Origin of the sequence: Sphingopyxis sp. BSN-002, from assembly GCF_022024275.1 — a bacterium.
Lineage (GTDB): Bacteria > Pseudomonadota > Alphaproteobacteria > Sphingomonadales > Sphingomonadaceae > Sphingopyxis.
In genome coordinates this window covers 2,346,961-2,369,453 of sequence record NZ_CP091804.1, presented here as the reverse complement: position 1 = coordinate 2,369,453, position 22,493 = coordinate 2,346,961, and the positions used below count along the sequence as shown (strand labels likewise).

At 66.0% G+C, this 22,493-nt stretch carries 19 protein-coding genes; 6 read left to right on the top strand and 13 right to left on the bottom strand.

Translation table 11 applies throughout. The features are described 5' to 3' along the window. Position 1 precedes the first annotated feature (1 nt). The 5 genes from L7H23_RS11660 to L7H23_RS11640 are packed head-to-tail and all read right to left on the bottom strand — an operon-like array spanning position 2 to position 3,741. Positions 2 to 412, bottom strand: coding sequence for a RidA family protein (locus tag L7H23_RS11660; RefSeq protein WP_237836036.1), 411 nt, complete (start codon positions 410 to 412; stop codon positions 2 to 4). Further along, positions 405 to 707 (bottom strand): I78 family peptidase inhibitor, encoded by a 303-nt coding sequence (locus tag L7H23_RS11655; RefSeq protein ID WP_237836035.1) that lies wholly within the window; start codon positions 705 to 707, stop codon positions 405 to 407. The genes L7H23_RS11660 and L7H23_RS11655 overlap by 8 nt, the downstream gene beginning before the upstream one ends. A 25-nt stretch (positions 708 to 732) precedes the next feature. After that, complete coding sequence (locus L7H23_RS11650; RefSeq protein WP_237836034.1) at positions 733 to 1,254, bottom strand: hypothetical protein; 522 nt, start codon at positions 1,252 to 1,254, stop codon at positions 733 to 735. A gap of 47 nt (positions 1,255 to 1,301) precedes the next feature. Continuing rightward, positions 1,302 to 2,213 carry a polysaccharide deacetylase family protein gene (locus L7H23_RS11645; protein WP_237836033.1) on the bottom strand — a complete coding sequence of 304 codons (912 nt, stop codon included), beginning with the start codon at positions 2,211 to 2,213 and terminating at the stop codon, positions 1,302 to 1,304. A 34-nt stretch (positions 2,214 to 2,247) separates the two neighbouring features. Continuing rightward, positions 2,248 to 3,741 (bottom strand): CoA-acylating methylmalonate-semialdehyde dehydrogenase, encoded by a 1,494-nt coding sequence (locus L7H23_RS11640; protein WP_237836032.1) that lies wholly within the window; start codon positions 3,739 to 3,741, stop codon positions 2,248 to 2,250. Between the two features lie 97 nt (positions 3,742 to 3,838). Between L7H23_RS11640 and L7H23_RS11635 the strand changes: the two genes are divergently transcribed. Next, positions 3,839 to 4,726: a LysR family transcriptional regulator gene (locus tag L7H23_RS11635; RefSeq protein WP_237836031.1), complete on the top strand. Its 888-nt coding sequence runs from the start codon at positions 3,839 to 3,841 to the stop codon at positions 4,724 to 4,726. 108 nt (positions 4,727 to 4,834) lie between these two features. Here L7H23_RS11635 and L7H23_RS11630 read toward each other — a convergent pair whose 3' ends face one another. Genes L7H23_RS11630 through L7H23_RS11615 form a run of 4 tightly spaced genes read right to left on the bottom strand, consistent with a single transcriptional unit; the run spans position 4,835 to position 9,696 of the window. Then, the gene (locus L7H23_RS11630) at positions 4,835 to 6,157 is read right to left on the bottom strand and encodes a mannitol dehydrogenase family protein (protein ID WP_237836030.1); all 1,323 of its coding nucleotides are present in this window, start codon (positions 6,155 to 6,157) and stop codon (positions 4,835 to 4,837) included. Beyond that, positions 6,154 to 7,566 carry a glucuronate isomerase gene (gene uxaC, locus L7H23_RS11625; RefSeq protein ID WP_237836029.1) on the bottom strand — a complete coding sequence of 471 codons (1,413 nt, stop codon included), beginning with the start codon at positions 7,564 to 7,566 and terminating at the stop codon, positions 6,154 to 6,156. The genes L7H23_RS11630 and uxaC overlap by 4 nt, the downstream gene beginning before the upstream one ends. Positions 7,567 to 7,570: 4 nt before the next feature. After that, the gene (locus L7H23_RS11620) at positions 7,571 to 8,878 is read right to left on the bottom strand and encodes an MFS transporter (RefSeq protein WP_237836028.1); all 1,308 of its coding nucleotides are present in this window, start codon (positions 8,876 to 8,878) and stop codon (positions 7,571 to 7,573) included. 23 nt (positions 8,879 to 8,901) lie between these two features. Further along, a complete protein-coding gene (locus tag L7H23_RS11615; RefSeq protein ID WP_345790407.1) occupies positions 8,902 to 9,696 on the bottom strand; it encodes a 2-keto-4-pentenoate hydratase in 795 nt (264 codons plus the stop codon). 168 nt (positions 9,697 to 9,864) lie between these two features. Between L7H23_RS11615 and L7H23_RS11610 the strand changes: the two genes are divergently transcribed. Continuing rightward, positions 9,865 to 10,917: a LacI family DNA-binding transcriptional regulator gene (locus L7H23_RS11610; protein WP_237836027.1), complete on the top strand. Its 1,053-nt coding sequence runs from the start codon at positions 9,865 to 9,867 to the stop codon at positions 10,915 to 10,917. 4 nt (positions 10,918 to 10,921) lie between these two features. Further along, on the top strand, positions 10,922 to 12,436 hold the full coding sequence (locus L7H23_RS11605; RefSeq protein WP_275671199.1) for an altronate dehydratase family protein: 1,515 nt from the start codon (positions 10,922 to 10,924) through the stop codon (positions 12,434 to 12,436). Here L7H23_RS11605 and L7H23_RS11600 read toward each other — a convergent pair. Then, a complete protein-coding gene (locus L7H23_RS11600; RefSeq protein ID WP_237839228.1) occupies positions 12,433 to 14,013 on the bottom strand; it encodes a family 43 glycosylhydrolase in 1,581 nt (526 codons plus the stop codon). The two genes, L7H23_RS11605 and L7H23_RS11600, sit on opposite strands and share 4 nt — an antisense overlap. A gap of 95 nt (positions 14,014 to 14,108) precedes the next feature. After that, on the bottom strand, positions 14,109 to 16,946 hold the full coding sequence (locus tag L7H23_RS11595) for a TonB-dependent receptor (protein WP_237839226.1): 2,838 nt from the start codon (positions 16,944 to 16,946) through the stop codon (positions 14,109 to 14,111). A 252-nt stretch (positions 16,947 to 17,198) separates the two neighbouring features. Between L7H23_RS11595 and L7H23_RS11590 the strand changes: the two genes are divergently transcribed. Genes L7H23_RS11590 through L7H23_RS11580 form a run of 3 tightly spaced genes read left to right on the top strand, consistent with a single transcriptional unit; the run spans position 17,199 to position 19,944 of the window. Beyond that, positions 17,199 to 18,578, top strand: a complete 1,380-nt coding sequence (locus L7H23_RS11590; protein ID WP_237836026.1) for a pectate lyase — start codon at positions 17,199 to 17,201, stop codon at positions 18,576 to 18,578. After that, complete coding sequence (locus L7H23_RS11585) at positions 18,575 to 18,976, top strand: cupin domain-containing protein (protein ID WP_237836025.1); 402 nt, start codon at positions 18,575 to 18,577, stop codon at positions 18,974 to 18,976. The genes L7H23_RS11590 and L7H23_RS11585 overlap by 4 nt, the downstream gene beginning before the upstream one ends. Beyond that, positions 18,973 to 19,944 (top strand): alpha/beta hydrolase, encoded by a 972-nt coding sequence (locus tag L7H23_RS11580; protein WP_237836024.1) that lies wholly within the window; start codon positions 18,973 to 18,975, stop codon positions 19,942 to 19,944. The genes L7H23_RS11585 and L7H23_RS11580 overlap by 4 nt, the downstream gene beginning before the upstream one ends. On the opposite strand, the gene L7H23_RS11575 is transcribed toward L7H23_RS11580, so the two are convergent. Both L7H23_RS11575 and L7H23_RS11570 read right to left on the bottom strand, forming a co-directional pair. Continuing rightward, the gene (locus L7H23_RS11575; RefSeq protein ID WP_237836023.1) at positions 19,941 to 21,491 is read right to left on the bottom strand and encodes a carboxylesterase family protein; all 1,551 of its coding nucleotides are present in this window, start codon (positions 21,489 to 21,491) and stop codon (positions 19,941 to 19,943) included. The genes L7H23_RS11580 and L7H23_RS11575 overlap by 4 nt on opposite strands. Further along, entirely contained in the window at positions 21,478 to 22,488 is a 1,011-nt protein-coding gene (locus L7H23_RS11570; protein WP_237836022.1) for a sugar kinase, read from the bottom strand. Before L7H23_RS11570 ends, L7H23_RS11575 begins: the two co-directional genes overlap by 14 nt. Positions 22,489 to 22,493: the final 5 nt, after the last annotated feature.

The following is a 22,493-nucleotide window of genomic DNA, read 5'->3' as shown; positions in this document are numbered from 1 at the left end:
ATCATTTCTCTAAAATGGCTTCGGCTTCGATTTCGACTTTCCACTCGGGGCGGATCAGTGCGGGGATGACGAGCATCGTCGAGGCAGGGCGGATGTCGCCGAACATCGCGCCATGCGCGCGGCCGACAAGATCGGCGTCGGTGGGGTCGGTGATATACATGCGTGTCCGGACGACATCGGCGGGCGAGCCGCCGAGCGCTTCGAGCGCCTCGCTTATGATCGTCAGGCAGCGCGCAGCTTGTGCACCCGCGTCGCCGGGGGTCGAGCTGCCGTCGGGCTCGATCGGCGCGCAGCCCGCGACGTCGATGCGGTTCCCCACCCGGACCGCCCGGCTGTAGCCGTAGACCGGTTCGAACGGGGACGCCGAGCTGTGGTTACGCCGCCCCCCGGTTTTCGATTGGCCTTCAGCCACAGGTGACCTGCGTGATCTTGTAGGCGTCGTCGTACATGATGTTCACGCGGTCCTGACGATAGTCCATCGTCATCGCCGAGCGCGGCGGCCCCCAGCGCAGCGTCCGCGCGCCGGTCGCCTTGACGATCGCGGCGCCGACATCGGCGCTGGCGGTCTGGCCGACGAAGCTTGCCGCTGCATCGGCGCTGCACGTCATTTCGGCGGGGGGCGGCGGGGTCGACTCGACGGGCGGCTTCTCCTGCGTACAGGCGGCAAGCGGCAGGACGGCGGCGATTGCAAGCAAACGAATGTCCATGATGAGTCTCCCTTTCGTCAGATCTTCAGGTACAGCGCGTATAGCGCATCGGCTCGGCCGCGGCACCCTTGCCTTGGTCGCGAAGGACGAGCGTCTTGCCGTCGCCGGCGAGTTCGAGCTGCACCCGCTGGTCCCAGTCCTGCCCTTCGCCGCTGAATTTATAATCCGCAAGGACCTGCGTCGCGCCGCTGGAGCGAACGCGTACCAGTTCGCCATGCGATTCATAGAAACGCAGGTTCGTCGCGTCGATCACCAGCGCCGTCAGGTCGGTGCCGCGTTTCGCGGTGCAGTCGGCCGCCTTGAGAGCCCAGCGCCCGCGGATGGCTTCAGGAATGCCGTCGCCGTCGACGGCCCGCTCGGCTTCAGGCGCTGCGGGTGTCTTCTTCGCTTCGGCAGGCAGATCTGCATCGACCACGCCATCGGACGCAGCGGGGTCGGCCTTGTCGGGCGAGCCGGTCGCTGTCGCGTCGTCCGGCGGGGCTTTGTCATCGCCGCCGCTGCACGCGGCAAGGAGCAACAGCGCGGCGGGAAGCATCAAGCGGGGCATCTCTCGTCTCCTTCGGGAGGAGAAATGCCCGGCAGGTGAAGCGGGTTTCATTCGCCGACCCCTTCGTGGAGCACCTTGGCGCGGAATTCGGCGGTCGCGGGCGCGTCCTCGTTGTAACGGTACCAGCGCGGCGCAGGCAGACCCTTCTCCCACGCCAGCGCTTCGGTCAGCGTGCCATTCGCGGCGGGGGTGTCGGGCATGAGCGTGCCGATCGGATCGGCATAGGCCGCGTCGGCGCTGACGATGGTCCAGCCGTCCTTGCGCAGCGCACGAACGAGTTCACCGATATGGAGCGCGGCCAGATCGGTTTCGTGGAGCAGCATCATCTGGACCGGCTGGCGGCCGATAGCCTGCTGCATCAGCCGATCGGAAAAGTCCGCCGCCTCGACATGCCAGCGCACGTAAAGTTCGCCGAGCGCCTTTCGATCGACGCTCTTGCCATCACGCACCGCGTCGGCAGCGAGCGCCTCGAGCCGCCAGTCCGAGCTTTCGGCGGTGACATAGCCGTTGCGGAGCCCGCGCGCCGCGAGACCCGCGCGGACGGCGTCGCGCTTCGTCTTGTCCTTCCCGCCCTCGTCGAGGAAGGGAAAGCGGAACCAGGGGCGATGGCCGGGCTGATCCTTCAGCCACGCCTCTGCCGCGTCGATGTCGGCGAGATAGGCCTCGGCGGTGGTCGCGTTCAGATGCGGATGGGTGCAGCTGTGATTGGCAATGACATGACCCGCCGCGACATAGGCTGCGATCCGTTCGGCTCCGCCGACGCCATCGCCTGTTCCGATCCGGCAGGGATTGACGAAGAAGACGGCTTGCGGCGCCTTCGCCTTCTTCAGCTCGGCGATGATCCGCTTCGTGCGTTCTTCGGGTTTAAAGAAAGCGCCGCGACCGCGCGGCACGTCGTCGAACGACAGCGCGATCATCTTCTGCGCCGCCGCCGGAACCGGCAGCAGCAACAGAAGCATCAGGGGAATGAGCAGCCGGCGCAGCAACGCCGGCTTACCCCATCGTCGGGATGACGAAGGCGTTGCCGCCGTCGGGCGAGCCGTCGGGCCAGCGCGCGGTGACGGTCTTGACCTTGGTCCAGAACTTCACGCCTTCCATGCCGTGCTGGTTGGTGTCGCCGAACGCCGAGCGCTTCCAGCCGCCGAAGGTGTGATAGGCGACCGGCACGGGGATCGGCACGTTGATGCCGACCATCCCGACGTTGACCCGCGCAGCGAATTCGCGCGCGGCGTGGCCGTTGCGCGTGAAGATCGCGACGCCGTTGCCGTACTGGTGCTTGCTGGGCAATTCGAGCGCGGTCTCGAAATCGGGCGCGCGGACGATCTGCAGCACGGGGCCGAAAATCTCTTCCTTGTATGATTCCATGTCGGTCGTGACATGGTCGAACAGGGTCGGGCCGACGAAAAAGCCCTTTTCATGCCCCTGCAGCGTGAAGCCGCGGCCGTCGACGACCAGCTCGGCGCCCTCGTCGGCGCATTTCGCGATCCAGCCTTCGACCTTTTCCTTGTGCGCCTGCGTCACGACGGGGCCGTAATGCGCCTCGGCATCGGTCGACACGCCGACGCGCAGCGCCTCGATCGCGGGGATCAGCTTTTCACGAAGCCGGTTCGCGGTGTCCTCGCCGACGGGAACGACGACCGGCAGCGCCATGCAGCGCTCGCCCGCCGAGCCGAAGGCCGCGCCGGTCAGGTCGTTGACGACCTGGTCGAGGTCGGCGTCGGGCATGACGATGCCATGGTTCTTCGCGCCGCCCATCGCCTGCACGCGCTTCCCGGCCGAGACGCCGCGATTATAGACATAATGCGCGATGTCCGACGAACCGACGAAGCTGACCGCGCCGATGTCGGGATGGTCGAGGATCGCATCGACCATTTCCTTGTCGCCATGGACGGTCTGGAAGATGCCTTCGGGCATGCCGGCTTCGAGGAACAGTTCCGACAGGCGCACGGGGACCGATGGGTCGCGCTCGCTGGGCTTCAGGATGAAGGCGTTGCCGACCGCGGTCGCGACGCCGCCCATCCACAGCGGGATCATCGCGGGGAAGTTGAACGGGGTGATGCCCGCGCCGATGCCGATCGGCTGGCGCATCGAATAGACATCGATGCCGGGGCCCGCGCCCTGCGTATATTCGCCCTTCAGCACATGCGGGATGCCGCAGCAGAATTCGATGACTTCAAGGCCGCGCTGGATGTCGCCCTTCGAGTCCGCGATCACCTTGCCATGCTCGTTCGAGAGCATTTCAGCGAGCTGGTTCATATTGGCTTCGACAAGCCGCTTGAATTCGAACATCACGCGCGCGCGGCGCTGCGGGTTGGTCGCCGCCCAGGCCGGCTGTGCGGCCTTCGCGGCCGCGACAGCCCGGTCGAGGATCGCGCGGTCGCCGAGCGCCACCTGCGCCTGTACGCCGCCGTTGTTGGGGTCGAGGACATCCGCGAAGCGGCTGCTGCCGCCGGCCCCGCCGACGATGTGGTGGTCGATCTGTCGCATATCCGAGTCTCCCGTAAAATGTTGCCGCTGCCACAGCCGAGTTACGGGGCGATTGCAAGGGATAGACTTGCAGGCATATCCTGCATATTTGCAGCTTATGGACTGGGACAAGCTGCAATATTTCCTGTTCGTCGCACGCCATGGCACGCTCGCGCGCGCCGGCGCGGCGTTGCATGTCGATGCGACGACGGTCAGCCGTCAGGTCAGCGCGCTCGAAGCCGCGCTCCAGCAGACCTTGTTCGAACGCGCGCCGACGGGTTTCGTTCTGACCGCAGCGGGCCGGGCGCTCGTTCCGCACGCCGAAGCGATGGCGGCGGCGGCGGCGCGCATCCATTCCGCGCAGGCCGGTGGGTCGGCACTGTCCGGACAATTGCGGGTCAGCGTCTCCGAAGGATTCGGCTACAGCTTCATCGCGCCGCGGCTGGGCGGGTTCGTCGCAGCGCATCCCGAGCTCGAGATCGACCTCGTCGCCTCGTCGGGCTTCCTCAACCCCTCGCGGCGCGAGGCCGATATGGCGGTGCTTCTCGCGCGGCCGCGCAAAGGCCCGCTGATCACGCGCAAGCTGTCCGACTATAGCCTCGGCCTCTACGCCCCCGCCGATCGGCCCGACTGGCAGGAGGCGGTCGCCGCCGCGCCGCTGTCGCGCGCGGGCATCCCGGTGATCGGCTATATGCCCGATATCCTCTACGCGCCCGAACTGGACTATCTGGGCGAGATAGAGCCGGGGCTGCGCGCCAATGTCCGCTCCTCGTCGATCCTCGCGCAGCGGCGGATGATCGCGGGCGGTGCGGGGGTCGGCGTTCTGCCTTGCTTCCTCGCCGCGGGCGATCCGGGGCTGGTGCGCGTGCGGCGCGATCAGGTCGTCGCGCGCGCTTTCTGGCTGGCGCTCCACCGCGACGTTGCGCCCCAGCCGCGCATCCGCGCCTTCATCGACTGGCTCGACGCCGAGGTACGCGAGAGCCGGGGATTGCTGGTGCCGGTTTAGCGTTCATCCCAAATCCGTTCGTGCTGAGCTTGTCGAAGCACCGTTCTTCCCCTCAGCACCGCAAAAGAAAGAACGGCCCTTCGACAAGCTCAGGGCGAACGGATGTAATTAGGTCTCCGGTCGCCAGTCCGAGGCGATCAGGCCGCCGTCACCGAACAGCTTTTGCATCGCGTCGGGAGCTGCGGCGGCTTCGCGCAGCTTGTCGGCCAGCGGATCGTCAACCGGATGCTCGCTCCGCAGGAAGGCGATCCATGCCGCGATGGCGGCTTCGAGCGACGGACAGCGCCGCCCCCGCTTCTGATGCCAAGCGAGCGTCTCCAGCCAGCGCTGCGGAATCTTCTGGCTGCCGTCCATCGCGATCTGGATCAGCCTGTGATGGAGCGCCGGATTGGCGAAGCGGTCGAGCAGCGCGTCGGCATAGGCCGACAGATCCTGCCCCGGCGCGGCATCGATCGTCGGCGCGGCTTCATCGCGCATCAGCCGTTCGATGACCGGACGAATGGCGGGGTCGGCGATCGCCTGATGGACGAATTCATGCCCCGCCCCCAGCCCGATGTAGGCAAGCGCCGAATGCGCGCCGTTGAGCATGCGCAGTTTCGCGGTCTCATAGGGCGCGACGTCGGCGACCAGTTCGGCACCGACCTTTTCCCAGCGCGGACGCGGACCGGCGAAATCATCCTCGATCACCCACTGGCTGAAGCCTTCGGTGACCACCGCACCCTCGTCGCGTACACCGAGCGCCGCTTCGACGGCGGCGCGGTCGGCATCGGTCGTCGCGGGAACGATGCGGTCGATCATCGTCGCGGGGCAGCAGCATTCGCGGTCGAACCAATCCACCAGATGGGAATATTCCGCGGCAAGATACTGGCGCATCAGCGCCTTCAGCGCCGCGCCATTACTGGCGAGGTTGTCGCAGCTGAGCAGGGTCAATCCGGACAGGCCAGACGCCTTGCGCGCGGCAAGCGCCGCACCGACGAAGCGGTAGAGGCTCGACGCACCCTTGGCAGCGTCGAGATCGAGCGCACCGTCGGAGCCGCGCAGATAACCCTTCTCGGTGACGGTGAAGCTGACGATATGTGTCGTCGGTGCAGCGATCGCATCGACCACCGCCTGCGGATCGTCCGCCGCGACCAGCACCTTCTGTACGGCCCCGATCAACCGCAATTCGCTACCCGCCGCGCTGCGCATGCTCACCGAGTAGAGCCCGTCCTGAGGATTCAGCTGCGACGCGACATCGCCAGAACGCAGCGACACGCCAACGATGCCCCAATCGCGGTCGCCCGCCGCCATCGCGTCGTCGGTGTAGACCGCCTGATGCGCGCGATGAAACGCGCCGATGCCGATATGGACGATCCCCGCCGCCTGCACGCCGCGGTCATAACCCGGTGCCTGCACCGACGCCGGGAGCGGCGTTTCAGCCGACAGCCTCACAGCTTGTACGCGGCCTTGGCGAGATTGTAGCTGAGGTCGGTCGCGAGTTCGGCCGCTTCCCATTCCTCCATCCGGTGCTCGGCGACGAGCTGCGCGAGGAAGCCGCAGTCGATGCGGCGCGCGACATCGTGGCGCGCAGGGATCGACAGGAAAGCGCGGGTGTCGTCGTTGAAGCCGACCGTGTTGTAGAAGCCCGCGGTCTCGGTCATCTGATTGCGGAAGCGGCGCATTCCTTCGGGACTGTCGTGAAACCACCAGGCGGGGCCGAGCTTCAAGGCCGGATAGTGCCCTGCAAGCGGCGCCAGTTCCCGCGCGTAGCTGGTCTCGTCGAGCGTGAAGAGGATGATCGTCAGCCCCGCCTCATTGCCATAGCGGCCGAGCAGCGGGCGCAGCGCATGGACATAGTCGGTCGACATGGGAATATCGGCACCCTTGTCGCGCCCGTAATGCTTGAACAGCCAGGGATTGTGGTTACGGAACGCACCCGGGTGGATTTGCATGACCAGACCGTCGTCGAGGCTCATCCCCGCCATGACGGTCAGCATATGCGCGCGGAACAACTCGGCATCGGCGGCGCTGACATCGGCGCCGGTGACGCGCGCGAACAGCGCCTCGGCCTCGGCGTCCGACAGGTCAGCGGTTGCTGCGGTCGGGTGGCCGTGGTCGGTCGAGGTCGCGCCCATGTCGGCGAAGAAGGCGCGGCGGTTGCGGTGCGCGGCGAGATAGCCGGCGTAACTGTAGGCATCTTCGCCCGATAACTCGGAGAAGCGCGCGAGATTGGCGTAGAAGCCTTCGAATTCCGGGTCGACCACCGGATCGGGGCGATAGGCGGTGATGACGCGACCGCTCCATTCGCCGTTCGCGTTCGCGACGCGGATCTCGGCATGATGCTCGAGCGTATCGAGCGGGCTTTCGGTCGTCGCGATCACCTCGATCCCGAAGCGGTCGAACAGAGCGCGCGGGCGGAAGGCGTCGGTCGCGAGCGCCTCGGTGATACGATCATAATAGAGGTCCGATGTTTCGGCCGAGAACTGTACATCGAAGCCGAACGCCTCGGCGAACACCCAGTCCATCCACATCCGCGACGGAGTGCCGCGAAAGAGGTGGTAATTCTGCGCGAACAGCCGCCAGCTCTCGCGCGGATCGGCTTGCGGGTTGCGGATGCCAAGAGCATCGAGCGGAATCCCCTGCGAATAGAGCATCCGGAACACATAATGGTCGGGGTGCAGCAGCATCTCTGTCGCGTTGCCGAAGGGCGCGTTGCCAGCGAACCAGCGCGGATCGGTGTGCCCGTGCGGGCTGATGATCGGCAGCCCCGCAACCTCCTTGTAGAGCCGGCGCGCAATATCGCGCTGGACCGGATCGGACGGAAAGAGGCGGTCGGGGGAGAGCAGCAGCGGGCGCGACATGGAATCAGGTTTTGCTTTCGACGGTCACCGGCTCGAGGCGCGGGCTGAGGATGTGGATCGCCAGCACGGCGAGGAAATAGACGGTGGTGCAGGCCGCAAAGATGAGCGTGTAATTGCCGCCGGTCGCATCGAGTACGAGGCCGGTCGACTTCGCCATGATCATTCCGCCGACGCCGCCGGCAAAGCCGCCCAGCCCGATTACCGAACCGACGGCGCGCTTCGGAAACATGTCGGGCGGAATCGACAGGATCGTCGACGAAAAGGCCTGATGCCCGGCGAGCGCGATGCCGATCAGCACGACCGCGAGCCACATATTGTCGAGCCCAGAGACGAACAGCAAAGGCAGGACGCAGCAGCCCGCGCCGAGCATCGTCGCCTTGCGCGCGAAGTTGACGCTGCGCCCGGTCTGGATCAGCTTCGACGACACCCAGCCGCCGAGGATGCTGCCGACGTCGGAGAGCAGGTACATGATGATCATCGGCAGCAGCACGACCTTCAGATCGACATTGTAGGTGGTGCTGAAATATTTGGGCAGCCAGAAGAGCATCAGGAACCAGACCGGGTCGGTCAGGAACTTGCCGGTCGCATAGGCCCAGGCCTCGCGCTTGGTGACGATCGCACCCCAGCCGAGCCGCTCGATCTTTTCGGGCGGGTCATGCTCGATCCACGCCAGTTCGGCCTCGCTGACCTTCCCGCTCTCGCGCGGATTGCTGTAGAGCCAGAGCCATAGCAGCAGCAGGATCACGCCGAATGCGCCCGTGACGATGAAGGTCTCGCGCCAGTCGAAGCCGAGGAAGCGCATGAACAGCGCGATCGTGGGCGCGGTCAGGATGACGCCGATCGTCGTCGCGCTGTTGACCCAGCCGATGGCATAGGAGCGCTCCTTCTGGGGAAACCATTCGCTCGATGCGCGAACGACCGACGGGAAATGCCCCGCCTCGCCCACGCCGAGAATGACGCGCGCCAGCATGAACGAGACGACCGAGGAAGCGAAGCCGTGCGCGACATGGCCGATCGTCCAGATCGAGATCGCGACCGCATAGCCGATTTTCGGCCCGAAGCGGTCGATCATCCAGCCCATGAGGAGGAAGCCTAGCGCATAGGCGGCCTGAAAGGCGGTGACGATGTTGCCATAGTCATTCTCGCTCCACCCGAGCTCGGTGCCGAGCGTCGGCGCGAGCAGGCCGAGCATGGTGCGGTCGATATAATTGACCGTGGTGGCGGCGAACAGCACCCCGACGATCAGCCAGCGGTAGCGACCGGACCGGGGAACCGGCGACGCCGCACCTCCGTCCGCAAATGCCTGCGCCATATCTCTCTCCCGATTCTTGTGTCTTATCCGGTAATCGTGCAGCCGACGCGGATTTTTCCGTCGAAGAGCGCATCGCCCCGCTGACCGGGACGGATTTCGTGGATGCCGGTGATCGCGCCGGTCGACACCCACGTACCGGCGTGAATCGCGATACCGCGCGCGCGCAGCGTGCGGATCAGGAACAGCGCCGATCCGAACGGACCGTCGAGCATCGTTTCCATCGTCGCCGCACCCACCGGCGTGTCGTCTATGAAGAATTCGACCGGCATGCGGATCAGGTCGGCGGTCCGCCAGTCGGGGATCGAAGGGCCAAGGATCAGTCCCTTGTTGTTGCCATAGTCCGAAGCAGTGACCGCGGGGCCATGCCGGTTGATCGCCGGATAAGGCGAACTTGCGATCTCGATCCCCGTGCGGGCGTCGGTGATGCAGTCACGCACCGAATCGATGTCGTAATCGCGCGTACCGACATCGCCGAGGCACAGCAGAACCTCGGCCTCGGCAGCAGCGAAGCCGTCGGTATAGACCGGCATGACGGGGCGCTCGCCCGCACCGCCGTCGAAAATTTCGTCGCTGAAGATGGGGCCGGCCAGCCGGTTGTCGCCATAGCGGCCGACCAGCTCCGCCGGGATACGCCCGACCTTCCAGCCGCCGACCATCCGGCCGTCGAATCCGATCGCCGCATCCTGAATCGCATAGGCCTCGCCCATCGTTTCGGGCATTGCGCCGGGATACAGGGTAAGCGGTGTCTTTTTCGCGCGTGCCGCGAGAAACGCCTTGGCGATATTTTGCTGTTCGTTCGTTGCCGGCATCTTTGTCATTTCCCTCTTCCGCCGGATGTCCTAAAAGACACCGGTGTCAAAAGCAAGCAATTAGCCGTACCCACGGTTGATTTTGCCCGGCCGAGTCCCCACTAGGACAAGGAATCGGCCGGAGAATTCGAGGACAGGCGCTTTGGTGCGCAGCGCGGAGTGGGAAGAAAACAGATCATGGCGGCACGCACGGGCGGACAGAATGGAAAGCAACCGACGATCAACGACGTCGCAGCCCTCGCCGGGGTTTCGAAAAAGACCGTCAGCCGCGTCATCAACCGTTCCGAGTTCATCAGCGACAAGACGCGCGATGCGGTGCGCAAAGCGATCGAGACGCTGGGCTTCGTTCCGAATCCGCAGGCGCGCGCGCTGGCCTTTCGCCGCAACTTCCTGATCGCGCTGCTTCACGACAATCCGAATGCGCAGACCGTCCTGAACTTTCAGCAGGGCGTGCTCGACGCGATCAAGGACAGCGACCTTGCGCTGCTCGTCCGTCCGGTCGATCGGGGGTCGGACAGGATGCTCGAGGACGTCCGCGTCTTCCTCGAAAAGCAGCGCCCGATCGGCGCGATGCTGCTGCCGCCGATTTCGGAAAACGACGATCTCGCCAAGCTCTGCGAGGATCTGGGCGTGCGCTACGTCCGCGTCGGCTCGGCGCTGCTCGACGATGCGCGGCATTGCGTGTCGTCGAACGACCGCGAGGTCGTCGCCGAGGCGGTCGGCAAGCTGATCGCGCTCGGCCATCGCCGCATCGGCTTCGTCCGCGGCCCCGTCGGCTTCCGGTCGGCCGCCGAGCGCGAGGAGGGCTTTCGCGAAGCGCTCGCCGGGGCGGGCCTGTCATTGCCGGACGAACTCTATGCGCCCGGCAATTATCGCTACACCGCAGGCGTCGAGGCCGGAGAGTCGCTGCTCTCCCTGCCGCAGCCGCCAACCGCGGTGTTCGTGTCGAACGACGAAATGGCCGCGGGCGTGATGAGCGTCGCGCACGGCAAGGGCCTCTCGGTCCCTGCCGACCTGTCGATCATCGGCTTCGACGATTCGCCGACCGCAACCCATATCTGGCCCGCGCTGAGTACGGTACGTTGGCCAATCCGCGAGATGGGATCGCGCGCCGCCCGCACGCTGGTGTCGGACTTCCTCGGCCCGAACGCGAAGGCCGCCGACGACGAAAGCCCGGTGATGCCCTCGACCTTCATCGAGCGCCAGTCGGTCGCGCCACCGAAAGGCTGACGGGATGGCGAACGATGGCCCTGCCGCGGTCGATATGACACCGGTGACGGCGCTGCATATCCATCCGTCGGACAATGTCGCGACAGCGATCGCCGATCTGGACGCGGGTACCGATCTCTCGATCGGCGGTATCAACCTCCGCCTCGCCGATCAGGTCGCGCGCGGACACAAGGTCGCGCTGGTGCCGATCGCCAAGGGTGCGCCGGTAATCAAATATGGCTTCCCGATCGGGCTGGCGACCGCCGACATCGAGCCCGGCGCGCACGTCCACAGCCACAATCTGGCGACCGCGCTGAGCGGTGCTGGAGATTATCATTACGAAGCGCCTGAGGCTGCGCAAACCCACCCGTCTTCGAAGACCTTCGAGGGCTATGTCCGCGCCGACGGACGCGTCGGCACGCGTAACGAGGTCTGGATCATCCCGACCGTCGGCTGCGTCGGCAATCTCGCCGCGCGCGTCGCAAGGATTGCGGGAACGCGCCACGCCGGGCGCGTCGATGGCGTGCATGCCTTCAAGCATCCCTTCGGCTGCTCGCAGCTCGGCGACGACCTCGGCCACACGCGCGCGCTGCTTGCGGCGCTCGCCCAGCACCCCAACGCCGGTGGCGTGCTGATCGTCGGGCTGGGGTGCGAGAGCAACCAGCTCGCCCCGCTGCTGGAGGGAATCGCGCCCGAACGCCGCGTGAGCATCCGCACCCTGTCGGCGCAGGCGGTCGAGGACGACGAGGCCGCGTGCCTCGCGCTGGTCGACGAGCTGGTCGACGCCTGTGCCGACACCCCGCGCACAGAAGTGCCGCTGTCGAAGCTGGTGCTGGGCGTCAAATGCGGCGGGTCGGACGGGCTGTCGGGCCTGACCGCGAACCCGCTCGTCGGGCGCATGGCCGATGCGGTCGCCGCTGCGAACGGCAAGGTCATCCTCACCGAAATCCCCGAAATCTTCGGTGCCGAGCAGATGCTGATGGAGCGCGCGGTGTCGCGCGATGTGTTCGACGCGACTGTCGCGCTGGTGCAGGACTTCAAGCAATATTTCATCCGCAACGGCGAGCCTGTCAGCGAGAATCCCTCGCCCGGCAATATCGCCGGTGGGATCACCACGCTCGAGGAAAAGTCGCTCGGCGCGGTGCAGAAGGGCGGCAAGGCGCCGGTGGTCGATGTCCAGCGCTATGGCGGCGAGGCCAGCCTGCCCGGCCTGACCCTGCTTGAAGCGCCTGGCAACGACGCGGTGTCGTCGACCGCACTGACCGCGGCGGGCGCGACGGTGATCCTGTTCACCACCGGCCGCGGGACACCGCTTGGCTTTCCCGCGCCGACGCTGAAGATCGCGTCGAACAGCCCGCTTGCGCAGCGCAAGGCGGGCTGGATCGATTTCGATGCGGGACAGGTGCTCGACGCGGGCTTCGACGACAGCGCCGACGCGCTGCTCGACCTGATCGCCGCGACCGCCTCGGGCATGCCGACGAAGGCCGAACTCAACGAGGAACGCGACATCGCGATCTGGAAATCGGGTGTGACGCTCTAGGCGAGCGCCTCGAATTTGAAGTTGCGGAAGCGCGCTTCGCCTTCACCAGCCGAATAGAGGCCGGGCCGCAGCATCAGGAAACCGCCGCGGACATTGTGGTGATAGCCCGACACCTCCATCCCGCGATCAAAGCGAACCCACGTCTTCCCGCCGTCGCCGCTGGTGTCATAGGTGACGATATGGCGATCGTTGGTGACCCGCATCCGCATCTTGCGGCCGTGCGGATTGGCGGGGCGTGCGCGTTCGATCCCATATTGGTGCGTCACGAAGCGCTCGCCGTCGAAGCCGAGTCCGCAATAGAGCCGCTCGTCGTAGAAGAGGATCAGCCCGGCAGTGCCGCCCGGTGCGATCTCGATGTCGCATTCGAAGCGGTACGCCTGATCGCCCGCAATCAACAGCAAGGGCGAACTGTCGACCGGCGCCTTGCCGCGCGCCTTCAGCACCAGCGTATTGTTTTCGACGCGCGCGCGGCTGCGTTCGTCGGCGGCGGGCTTGAAGAAATTCCATCTGGCGCCGAGCGCGAGCGTCGCAAAATCGTCCGACAGTGCCATGCCATGCGGTCCCGCGACGCCGCCTTTCGGTTTGGCGATCGGCTGCGACAGATCGCCGCCCTTCATGCGGAACCAGCCGTCGTCGGTCCACTCGACCGGGTCGAGCAGCGTCTGCCGCCCGAGGGTCCAATAGCCGTTTTCGAAACCGTGATAAACGCTCCACCAGTCGCCCGCCGGGCCTTCGATCAGGGTCGCATGACCACGCGACCACCATTTCTCCGTCAGCGAGGTCGTGCGCACGATCGGGTTCGCGGGGCAATTTTCCCAGGGACCATGGATCGACTTCGAACGCGCAGCGATCACCATGTGCCCGGTGGGGGGCCCGGCCGTGCCGCCCACTGCGGTGATCATGTAGAAATGGTCGCCGTGCCGCATGATTTTCGGCCCTTCGGGCGAGAATCCCTCGACCACCCAGTCCGACGGATAGCGCCACGGGTCATAGACATGTTCGGGATCGCCGATGCGACTGAGCCCGTCATCCGACAGCCGCACGCGATCGCCCCCTGACAGGAACAGCCAGCGCGACCCGTCCTCGCCAACCGCATGGCCGGGATCGATATGGTTCGGCAGGTTCAGGTCGACGGGATCGCTCCACGGTCCTTCGATGCGGTCGGCCCAGATCACCCAGCTCGTGTTCGGGCCCTTGGTCGGGATGTAGAGAAAATAGCGTCCCTTGTGCTTCACCAGTTCGGGCGCCCAGACCGCTCCGATATTCTTCGTCAGCGCGGGACCGACCGGTCGCCAGTTCACCAGATCGCGCGAATGCCAGATCACCAGCCCCGGATAGGAATCGAAGGTCGAGAAGGTCATGTAATAGTCGCGCCCGTCCTTCAGGATCGAAGGATCGGGATGGTCGCCGGCCATGATCGGATTGAGGAAACGCCCGTCGCCGAGGTCGGCCTTGCGCTGGCCGTCGAGGCCCCTCGCCCAAGAAGACGCCGGCGCCGCCGACGGCTCGGCTGCCTCCGCACGCGCGGCGCCGGGCAGCCCGCTCGCGATCAGGCCCGCGCCCGCCAGTTTCAGCATCTCGCGCCGGTCGGTCACATTCTTCTCCTCGGACAAAGAAAAGGCCCGGCCCTCGCTTGGAAGACCGGGCCTTTTCCGGGACTATCTGTCGATCATCACATCTTGAAGCGCGCACCGAACAGGATGGTGCGGCCGAAATGGTTGTTCTCGTAATTGCGGTCGGCGTCGAAATCGGTGAAGCGATAGCGGTAGGTATCGAGCAGATTGTTGCCCTCGACCGACAGCTCCATCCATTCCGTCACCTTGTAGCGGACCGACGCGTCCATGTTCCACGTCGCGCCATAGCCCTCGAAGACGTTGCCGGTGCCGCTGTTCGCATCGATGTACCGGCTACGATAGCTGGCCGAGATACGCGCGCTGAACGCGCCATCATCGTAATAGAGCGTTCCGTTGTAGGCGCGCTTCGACACCCCGAACAGCGTCGCCGAACGCACCGCGTTCACCAGCGCGCCGCCGGGCGTCGTCGCCGGACCCTGAACATTATAGTCGGCGTCCGACTTGATGAAGGTCGCGTTCGCGAGGATGCCGAAGTGGCTGATGAAGCCTTGGTCGACGAAGGCCGTGAACGGCACCTGTGCCGCCAGCTCGACCCCCTTCAGCGTCGCACCCGCGCCATTGACGTTCGCGGTGATCGTATAGAGCTGGTTCGGATCGAAGTTGATGAAGGCGGGCGAGCTTGGCGGCAGCGCCTCCTTCGGCAGCCCGGTCGACGCGAAGGTCGCGGTGAAGGCCTGGCTGATCGGGAAGCTTTCGACCTTTTTCACGAAGCCCGCGGCCGACAGCACCGCTCCCGGCGCGAAATACCATTCGACGCCAAGGTCGAAGTTGGTCGCGCGGTAGGGGTCGAGCTGCGGATTGCCGTAGCTGATGCGATAGTTGAACCCGTCGATCGTGCCGCCCGGGGTCAGGTTGCCGAGCGTCGGGCGCGTGATGACCTTGGCGATGGCGCCGCGGACGATGACGTCGTGCGCCGGATAGAGGGCGATGTTCATCGACGGCAGCCAGTCGTCGTAGCTGCGCTTCACGGTAACCGTGCTGCCCGACAGCACGCCGCGCGACGATTGCGCGGTATGCGCATAGCGGATGCCGGCATTCCCCGCATATTCGAGACCGAAGAGCTCGCCCTTGACGTCGAACTGCAGATAGCCGCCCGAAGTCGTTTCCTGCACCGCACGCGTGTTGCCGGTGTCAGGCGCCGCCGTGCGATTGTAGAGCTGCGTGAAATCGGTCGCGGCGGGGAAGGACGGGATCAGCCACTGCGTCGTCGTACCCGAGGGCTGCCCCGCCTTGCCGAGGGTGAACAGTTCGGCCAGCGCCGGAGTGACCGGGAAGCCGTAGACCGCGGTCGGGCCGAACAGGCTGGTCGGCGAGCAGGCGATCGTCCCCGATGTGCTGGTGACGAGGCTGGTGCCGCCGTTGCCGCATACCGCACTGTCGCGGGTGAAGGCGACCGCGTCGAAGTTGAAACGGCGCCACATACCGCCCGCCTTCACCTGGAAGCCGTCGGTGACGTCCCATTCGGTGCGGAGCTGCGCGGTCTTGAACTTGTTGGTGACGTTCGACGGGCGGTCGCGGATCTCGGCGAGCTGGAAGTTCGCAGGATCGGTGACGCTGGTGCCGAAGGTCAGCACCGGCCGCTTCATGTCGCTATAGTCGTAGCTGTATCCCTGCGCGTCGCGGTCGTCGAAGACGATCGTCGTCTCGACCGGAATGTCGGCATCCGACTTCGAGAAGCCGCCGAGCAGGGTGAAACGGAAGCTGTCGCCGAGATCCTGATCCCAGCTGCCGCCGAACTGGGTGAATTCGGTTTTCGACTGGCGGAGATAGTGTTCGGTGCGGACCCAGGCGTCGTTGAGCGTCGCCGAGATCATGTTGTTGTTCGAATCATAGACCGGATTGACGACGTTGATCGACCGTTCGTTGGACCGGAGCAGGACCTCGCCCCACTTTTCCTCGCGATCCTCGCGAAACCGCGAATAGAGCGCATCGAGCGAGATCTTGGTGCTTTCGGTGGGCGCGAACTGGATCGAACCGGTCAGGCCCAGGCGCTCGCGGCGGTGGTCGATTTCACCGTAGCGCGGAATACGCGGGTGAAAGGCAAGCGCGGCCTGATTGCAGGCGGTGCCGGGCACATAGGTGCCGCCACTGTTCGCGGTCGTCCAGCAGTTGGTGCCGTTGACCGAATCGAAGCGCGCCTGCGCCCAGCGGACGCTGTTGTTGCCGAGCTCGAGCGTGTCGCTCTTCGAATAGGCGCCCGAAACCGAGACGCCGAAGGTACCGTCGACATTGCGCCAGCTGAGCAGGCCCGCGACGCGCGGCCCCAGATCCTTCGACAGGTCGTTGTACGATCCGACGAGCGAGAGAGCGCCATGGAGGCCGTCTTTCGCACCGAGCGGGTTGCCCGTGTTGAGGTCGACGACCGCCCCGAGCGAACCTTCGTCGAGCGAGGCTTCCGCGGTCTTGTGGACAACGATGCTGCTGAAGAGTTCCGACGCAAAGACGTTGAAGTCGAACGCACGGTCGCGGTTCGACGATGCACCGTCGGTCGAGGTTGCAACCGTCTCCAGCCCGTTCAGGCGAACACGGGTGAACTGCGCGCCGAGACCGCGGACCGTGATCGCACGGCCCTCGCCGCCGTCGCGCTGGATCGAAATGCCCGGAATGCGCTGGAGCGATTCGGCGAGGTTCTGGTCGGGGAATTTGGCGATATCCTCGGCGACGACGGCATCGACGGCTGCGACCGAGTCGCGCTTTACGTTGAGCGCCGCCTCGAGCGAGGCGCGAAAGCCGGTGACGACGATCTCATCTTCCGCTGCGGGTGCAGCCTCAGCCGTATCTTGTGCCCAGGCGGGCGAAGCTGCGAGCACCGCGAGCGACGCGCCGCAGGCCAATCTGGTGAGCGTGCGAATGCCCCGCGCGTTGTGAATTGCCATCATCATCCTCCCTTATCGCAGTGCCTTCCCGCCTCTGGCAAGAATTGACACCGGTTACCTTTGCGAGACAGGCAAATCGAGCAATCGCCCGTCCCGAATTTTCAGAGAGTACGCATTCGACCGCCGCGATGCGGCTGGCAGGGCGCCCTCTCCCCCTTGGCTCTGTTTTTGACCGGCTTAGGTAACCGGTGTCAAAAAGGATTGAAGGATTGTGACGTCTATGTCAAGACCCCTTTCAACAAGGAGAGAGCGATGCTGAAAAAGCTGTGGTTTGCGACACTTTTGCTGGCGCCGGCACTGACCCCGCCACCCCTGTTCGCAGCTGATTCGACGACGGTCGCCTTCCCCGGCGCGGTCGGTCCGGCGGCGGTGACGGCAGGAGGACGCGGCGGGAAAATCATTCGCGTGACGACGCTCGCGGCCGACGGCCCGGGGTCATTCAGGGCCGCGGTCGAAGCGAAGGGGCCGCGCATCGTCGTGTTCGAGGTCGGCGGCGTCATCGATCTGGGACGCGAGACGCTCACGATTACCGAGCCCTGGCTGACGATCGCCGGCCAGACCGCGCCCGGTCCCGGCATCACGCTGATCCGCACCGGCATCGACCTCAAGACGCACGACGTCGTGATGCGCCATCTGCGCGTCTATACCGGGGTCGACGGCCAGCCGAAGCGAAGCGGCTGGGAAGCCGACGCCTTTTCAACCGTCGGCGCACACAACGTCATCGTCGATCACTGCACCTTTCTGTGGGCAATCGACGAGAATATGTCGGCGTCGGGCCCGCGCTTCAACGGCAAGGATGTCGCCGAATGGCGCGAGGGAACGAGCAAGAACGTTACCTTCTCGAACAATCTCGCCGCCGAGGGACTCGCCGATGCGAGCCACCCGAAGGGCGAGCACAGCAAGGGCTCGCTCGTTCATGACAATACCAGCGGCATCGTCTTCTACCGCAACGTCTGGGCACATAATGTCGAGCGCGCGCCACTGGTGAAGGGCGGGGCGCAGGTGCTGATGATCAACAATCTGATCTACAACCCGAAGCACCGCGCGGTGCACTATAACCTCATGAATCTCGAATGGACCGGCCATCCCTATGTGACCGGCCAGATCACCGCGATCGGCAATGTCATGCGCGGGGGCAACGATACCGACGAGGGCCTGCCCTTCCTGATGCTCGGCGGCGACGGCGACCTCGATTATTATGGCAAGGACAATCTGGCGGTCGACCGCCATGGCAATGCGCTACCCGAGTTCGGCCGCTACGGGGAGACGCAGGCCAAGCTGATCCGCGCCAAGGTGCCGCTCGCGCCGGTCGGCGGCTATCACATCCTGCCGGTGCGCGATGTCGAAACCTCTGTTCTCGCAACCGCGGGCGCGCGGCCGTGGGCGCGCGACGCCGAGGAGATCCGTATCCTCTTCTTCGTCGCCGAAGGCCGCGGACAGGTGATCGACGACGAAAAGCAGGTCAGCGCCTATCCGAAGGTCGCTGCGCCCGTCCGCGCGCCTTTCGTCGAGGCCGAATGGGATCTCGCGACGATGGAGCCGAAGTCGGGGATGTACCCCGCGCAGACCGCGCCGATGCCGCAGGAACATCTGTCGGCGCGCGATCTCGATTCGCGCGGAGGCGTGAAGTGAGTGCACTGCTCGCACTGCTGCTGAGCGGGGCAGCTGCGCCCGCGATGGTCGTGATCGACGAAGCCACGACGGTGCGCGAGGAAGCGCCGCCGCACGGTGCGATCGGCATGTCGACCGCCTACCGGATCAGCGACAGCGTTCCGGCCCCGCGCAGCTTCGAATTCCGCAAGCGCGCGCTGCACGTCGGCGCCGCGATCGGGGTGCATCCGATCGACCATGACGAAATCTATTATGTCCTGTCGGGCACCGGCGTCGTCCATTCGGATGGCGAGGAAAAGGCGCTGAAGGCGGGGACCGCCGCGTGGCTTTACAAGGGTGCCAAGGTCGGCATCCGCCAGACCGGCGGCGAACCGCTGGTGCTGATCGTCGCCTATCCGAACAAGGCGCCCGCGCCGTGACGCTGGACCGCCGCGCGCTGCTGTCGGCAAGCCTCGCGCTGCCCTTTGCGAGCGCGGCGGCGAAAGAGGCGTGGACGCGGCCCGCGGGCCTGACGCCCGATGCGAGCGTCGCGCTCTGGCCCGGGGGCCATATCAAGCCCCCGCCCGGCCTCGTCGAGCAGGTCGTCCAGCGCAGCGACGATCCGGATGCGAGCGACCGGATGCTACAGGGGATCACGCGCCCGCGGCTCGACATCTTCCGCCCGGCAAAGCCCAATGGCGCCGCGGTCATCCTCGCTCCCGGCGGCGGCTATCGTTACGTCGTGGTCGACAAGGAAGGCTATGAGCTCGCGCGCTGGCTGAAGGATCGCGGGATCACCGTCTATGTCCTCTTCTACCGCCTGCCTGGCGACGGCTGGATCGACGGCGCCGACGTCCCGCTGAGCGACGCGCAGCGCGCGATGCGGCTGGTACGCAGCCGCGCGGGTGCCGACGGCATCGATCCTGCGCGCGTCGCTTTCGGCGGTTTCTCTGCGGGCGGACAGGTCGCCACCAGCCTGCTCACGCGTTTCGACGCGAAGGTTTACGCGCCCGTCGATTCCGCCGACGCGCTGTCGGCAAGGCCCGATGTATCGGCGGGCTTCTATTCCGTCGTCTCGATGGACCCGGCGATTGCGCATGCGGTCAGCCGCGAGAAGCTGATCGGTATCAACCCCGACGCCGCGCGCGAGAAACTCTACTCGCCCGAACGCAACGTCCGCACCGACATGCCGCCGCTGTTCCTGCTCCACGCCGAGAACGACAGCGTCGTGAACATCGAAAACAGCCTTCGCCTCCACGAAGCCGCTCGAACGGCCGGCGTGCCGTGCGAGGCGCATTATTTTGCCGAAGGCGAACATGGCTTCGGCATATTGAAAGCCGCCGGCCTGCCCGTAGCGATCTGGCCCGAGCTGTTCCGGAACTGGCTCGCGGCGCGTAAGATCGTCTAGCTGCCCGGCTGGATATACGGCACGCGCGCGAACAGCTCGCGCTCCCATTGCCGCGGATCCTTCTCGACGCGGCTCTCGCGATCGAAGATCATCGTCTGCCGCTTGGCCAGCGTATAGGCGGGCCAGCCCGGATTACCGGTGCGTGCGAAGCGGACGAAGGCATCCATCACCCGGTCGCTCATCGCCTGCTGCGCGAGCGTTGCGTCGGCGACCGTGCCGAAGCTGAGGGCGATATCGTCGGCGTGCTTGGCGCTCTCGAAATCGAGCTGATAAACGAACCCCGGATGCCCCGCCCGATCGCGCGCTTCGGCTTCCTCGACCTGCCCGCGCCAGCTCCGCGCCGACGTGACGATGCGGTGGAACAGCTCGAGCGGTTCGGCCTTCGGATAGCGGGCGCGGAATTGCTTCACGACCCATGACGGCTCGATATCGATCCGCATCTCGGGCGCGACGCGCTGGGCAAGATTGTCGAAGCCGAGGCCCGCAAGTTGCTTGCTGTCCGGCGCATAAAAGGCGCGCGTCTCCATCACCACATTGCCGAGCATCATCGGAATGCGGAGCGACTGCGGCGGCGCGTCGGGCCAGAAGGGGTGGCGTGTCAGATGCTTCATGTCGACCACCGGCCCCATATAGACGCCGCCGCCGAGCACCGGATCGGTCGCCGAGAGCGCCGCGACGATCTGCTCGACCGGCGCGGTCGCGGGATCGACGCCCTTCCCCAGCGTATCGAGAAACGCCTGTGCGCGCTTCGTCGCGTTGAGCGGCCCCGAGGCGGTAACCTGTTGCCCGCTCATCGTGATCGCCTTGTGGAACAGGCCCTTCGCCTCGGGCATCGCCATCAGCGTCGCGATCTTCGCGCCGCCGCCCGACTGGCCGAAGACGGTGACATTGCCCGGATCGCCGCCGAAGGCCGCGATGTTCCGCTGGACCCATTGCAGCGCGACCATCAGATCGAGCTGCCCGGCATTGCCGCTGTCGGGAAAGCGCGGGTCGAGGCCTGCCAGATAAAGATAGCCGAGCGCGTTCAGCCGGTGGTTCACCGTCACCAACACGACATCGCCGCGCGCGGCGAGCCTTGCGCCATCGTTGACCGGATCGGTGACGCTGCCGGTCGAATAAGCGCCGCCGTGAAAATAGACCATCACCGGCCGCTTGTCGGACGGCCGCGGCAAGACGTTGGGAGTCCAGATGTTGAGGAACAGGCAGTCTTCGCTGACCGGCGCATAGCGGTCGCCCCGCTGCGGGCAGGCGGGCGCGAAGTCGCCGGTAGCGTCGAAGGGCTCCCGGTGATCAGGCGGCACGACGGGCGACCGGAAGCGGCGGCGGCCGGTATCGAGACCATAGCGGATGCCGCGAAAGCGGATCGCCGCGAGCGCACCGTCGCGCGGCGGCGCGACGATCGATCCGACATAGGGGCCAACTGGAGCATTGACCGTCACTCGGGTCTCCGCCGACGCGATATAGGTCCGCGCCGACACCGTCGAACTAACGGCCAGTCCCAGCCCGCCCGCAAGCAGGCCGCGCCGCGTCAGTTCAGCGCCGGACATCGAGCCCGCCGCCGTGGAAGGCGTCGATATCGCCTTGGCCGAAACGGCTCGCATCGCCCGGCAGCGAATGTTTGAGACAGGTGAGCGCAAGGCCGGATTCGGCCATCGCCCTGGCATCGCCGCCGGCCAGATGCGCATGCAGAACGCCTGCCGCAAAGGCGTCGCCCGCACCGATCCGGTCGACGATGCCGGTGACGTCGATCTCGTCGGTCTGGTGGCAGCTCGCGCGCAGGTCGACGCGTGCAGCGATCCGGTGATGATCGGCGGTGACGGTGTGCCGCGCGGTCGACGCGATCAGCTTGAGGTCCGGAAAGGCAGCGAAGCCCGCCTCGGCCGCTTCGCGCCGCCGGTCCTCGCCCTCGCCGCTGAATTCCTGTCCCAGCACCAGCGACAGGTCGCGGTGGTTACCGAACAAGATGTCGGCGCTACCGATGAGCTCGGACAGGATGGCGCGCGGATCGCTGTCCCACGCCTCCCACAGCATCGCGCGATAGTTGCCGTCGAAGCTGACCGGAACGCCGAGCCGCTTCGCCGCGCGCGCCGCCGCCAAGGCCGCCGCGGCCGAGCGCGGGCGGAGCGCAGGCGTGATGCCCGACAGATGGAGCAGCCCCGCGCCTGCCAGCAGCCGGTCGAAATCATAATCCTCCGGCCCGGTCGCCGCAAAACTCGACCCCGCGCGGTCGTAGACGATTTCGGACGCGCGAAGCCCCGCCCCGACGCTCAGGAAATAAAGCCCCATCCGCCCCGGGTGAGGCGTGACGGCGGTGCAATCGACGCCTGCGCCGCGCACCGCCGCCACTGCTCCGCGACCCAGAGCATTCGAGGGTATCTTGCTGACCATCGCGCAATCATGGCCAAGATGCGCGAGCCCGATCGCGACATTCGCCTCGGCACCGCCGACATGCAGCGCCAGTGACGGCGACTGCATCAGCAGCTCGTTGCCCGGCGCGGTGAGGCGGATCAGCAGTTCCCCGAAAAAGACAAGGCGGCCGGTCATGGGAC

What these genes read in the sequence shown, in the direction of transcription:
- L7H23_RS11655 (WP_237836035.1), bottom strand. Translation starts at nt 707, where the DNA reads ATGGACATTCGTTTGCTTGCAATCGCCGCCGTCCTGCCGCTTGCCGCC.
- L7H23_RS11650 (WP_237836034.1), bottom strand. Translation starts at nt 1,254, where the DNA reads ATGCCCCGCTTGATGCTTCCCGCCGCGCTGTTGCTCCTTGCCGCGTGC.
- L7H23_RS11645 (WP_237836033.1), bottom strand. Translation starts at nt 2,213, where the DNA reads ATGCTTCTGTTGCTGCTGCCGGTTCCGGCGGCGGCGCAGAAGATGATC.
- L7H23_RS11640 (WP_237836032.1), bottom strand. Translation starts at nt 3,741, where the DNA reads ATGCGACAGATCGACCACCACATCGTCGGCGGGGCCGGCGGCAGCAGC.
- L7H23_RS11635 (WP_237836031.1), top strand. Translation starts at nt 3,839, where the DNA reads ATGGACTGGGACAAGCTGCAATATTTCCTGTTCGTCGCACGCCATGGC.
- uxaC (WP_237836029.1), bottom strand. Translation starts at nt 7,566, where the DNA reads ATGTCGCGCCCGCTGCTGCTCTCCCCCGACCGCCTCTTTCCGTCCGAT.
- L7H23_RS11620 (WP_237836028.1), bottom strand. Translation starts at nt 8,878, where the DNA reads ATGGCGCAGGCATTTGCGGACGGAGGTGCGGCGTCGCCGGTTCCCCGG.
- L7H23_RS11615 (WP_345790407.1), bottom strand. Translation starts at nt 9,696, where the DNA reads ATGACAAAGATGCCGGCAACGAACGAACAGCAAAATATCGCCAAGGCG.
- L7H23_RS11610 (WP_237836027.1), top strand. Translation starts at nt 9,865, where the DNA reads ATGGCGGCACGCACGGGCGGACAGAATGGAAAGCAACCGACGATCAAC.
- L7H23_RS11605 (WP_275671199.1), top strand. Translation starts at nt 10,922, where the DNA reads ATGGCGAACGATGGCCCTGCCGCGGTCGATATGACACCGGTGACGGCG.
- L7H23_RS11600 (WP_237839228.1), bottom strand. Translation starts at nt 14,013, where the DNA reads ATGCTGAAACTGGCGGGCGCGGGCCTGATCGCGAGCGGGCTGCCCGGC.
- L7H23_RS11595 (WP_237839226.1), bottom strand. Translation starts at nt 16,946, where the DNA reads ATGGCAATTCACAACGCGCGGGGCATTCGCACGCTCACCAGATTGGCC.
- L7H23_RS11590 (WP_237836026.1), top strand. Translation starts at nt 17,199, where the DNA reads ATGCTGAAAAAGCTGTGGTTTGCGACACTTTTGCTGGCGCCGGCACTG.
- L7H23_RS11575 (WP_237836023.1), bottom strand. Translation starts at nt 21,491, where the DNA reads ATGTCCGGCGCTGAACTGACGCGGCGCGGCCTGCTTGCGGGCGGGCTG.
- L7H23_RS11570 (WP_237836022.1), bottom strand. Translation starts at nt 22,488, where the DNA reads ATGACCGGCCGCCTTGTCTTTTTCGGGGAACTGCTGATCCGCCTCACC.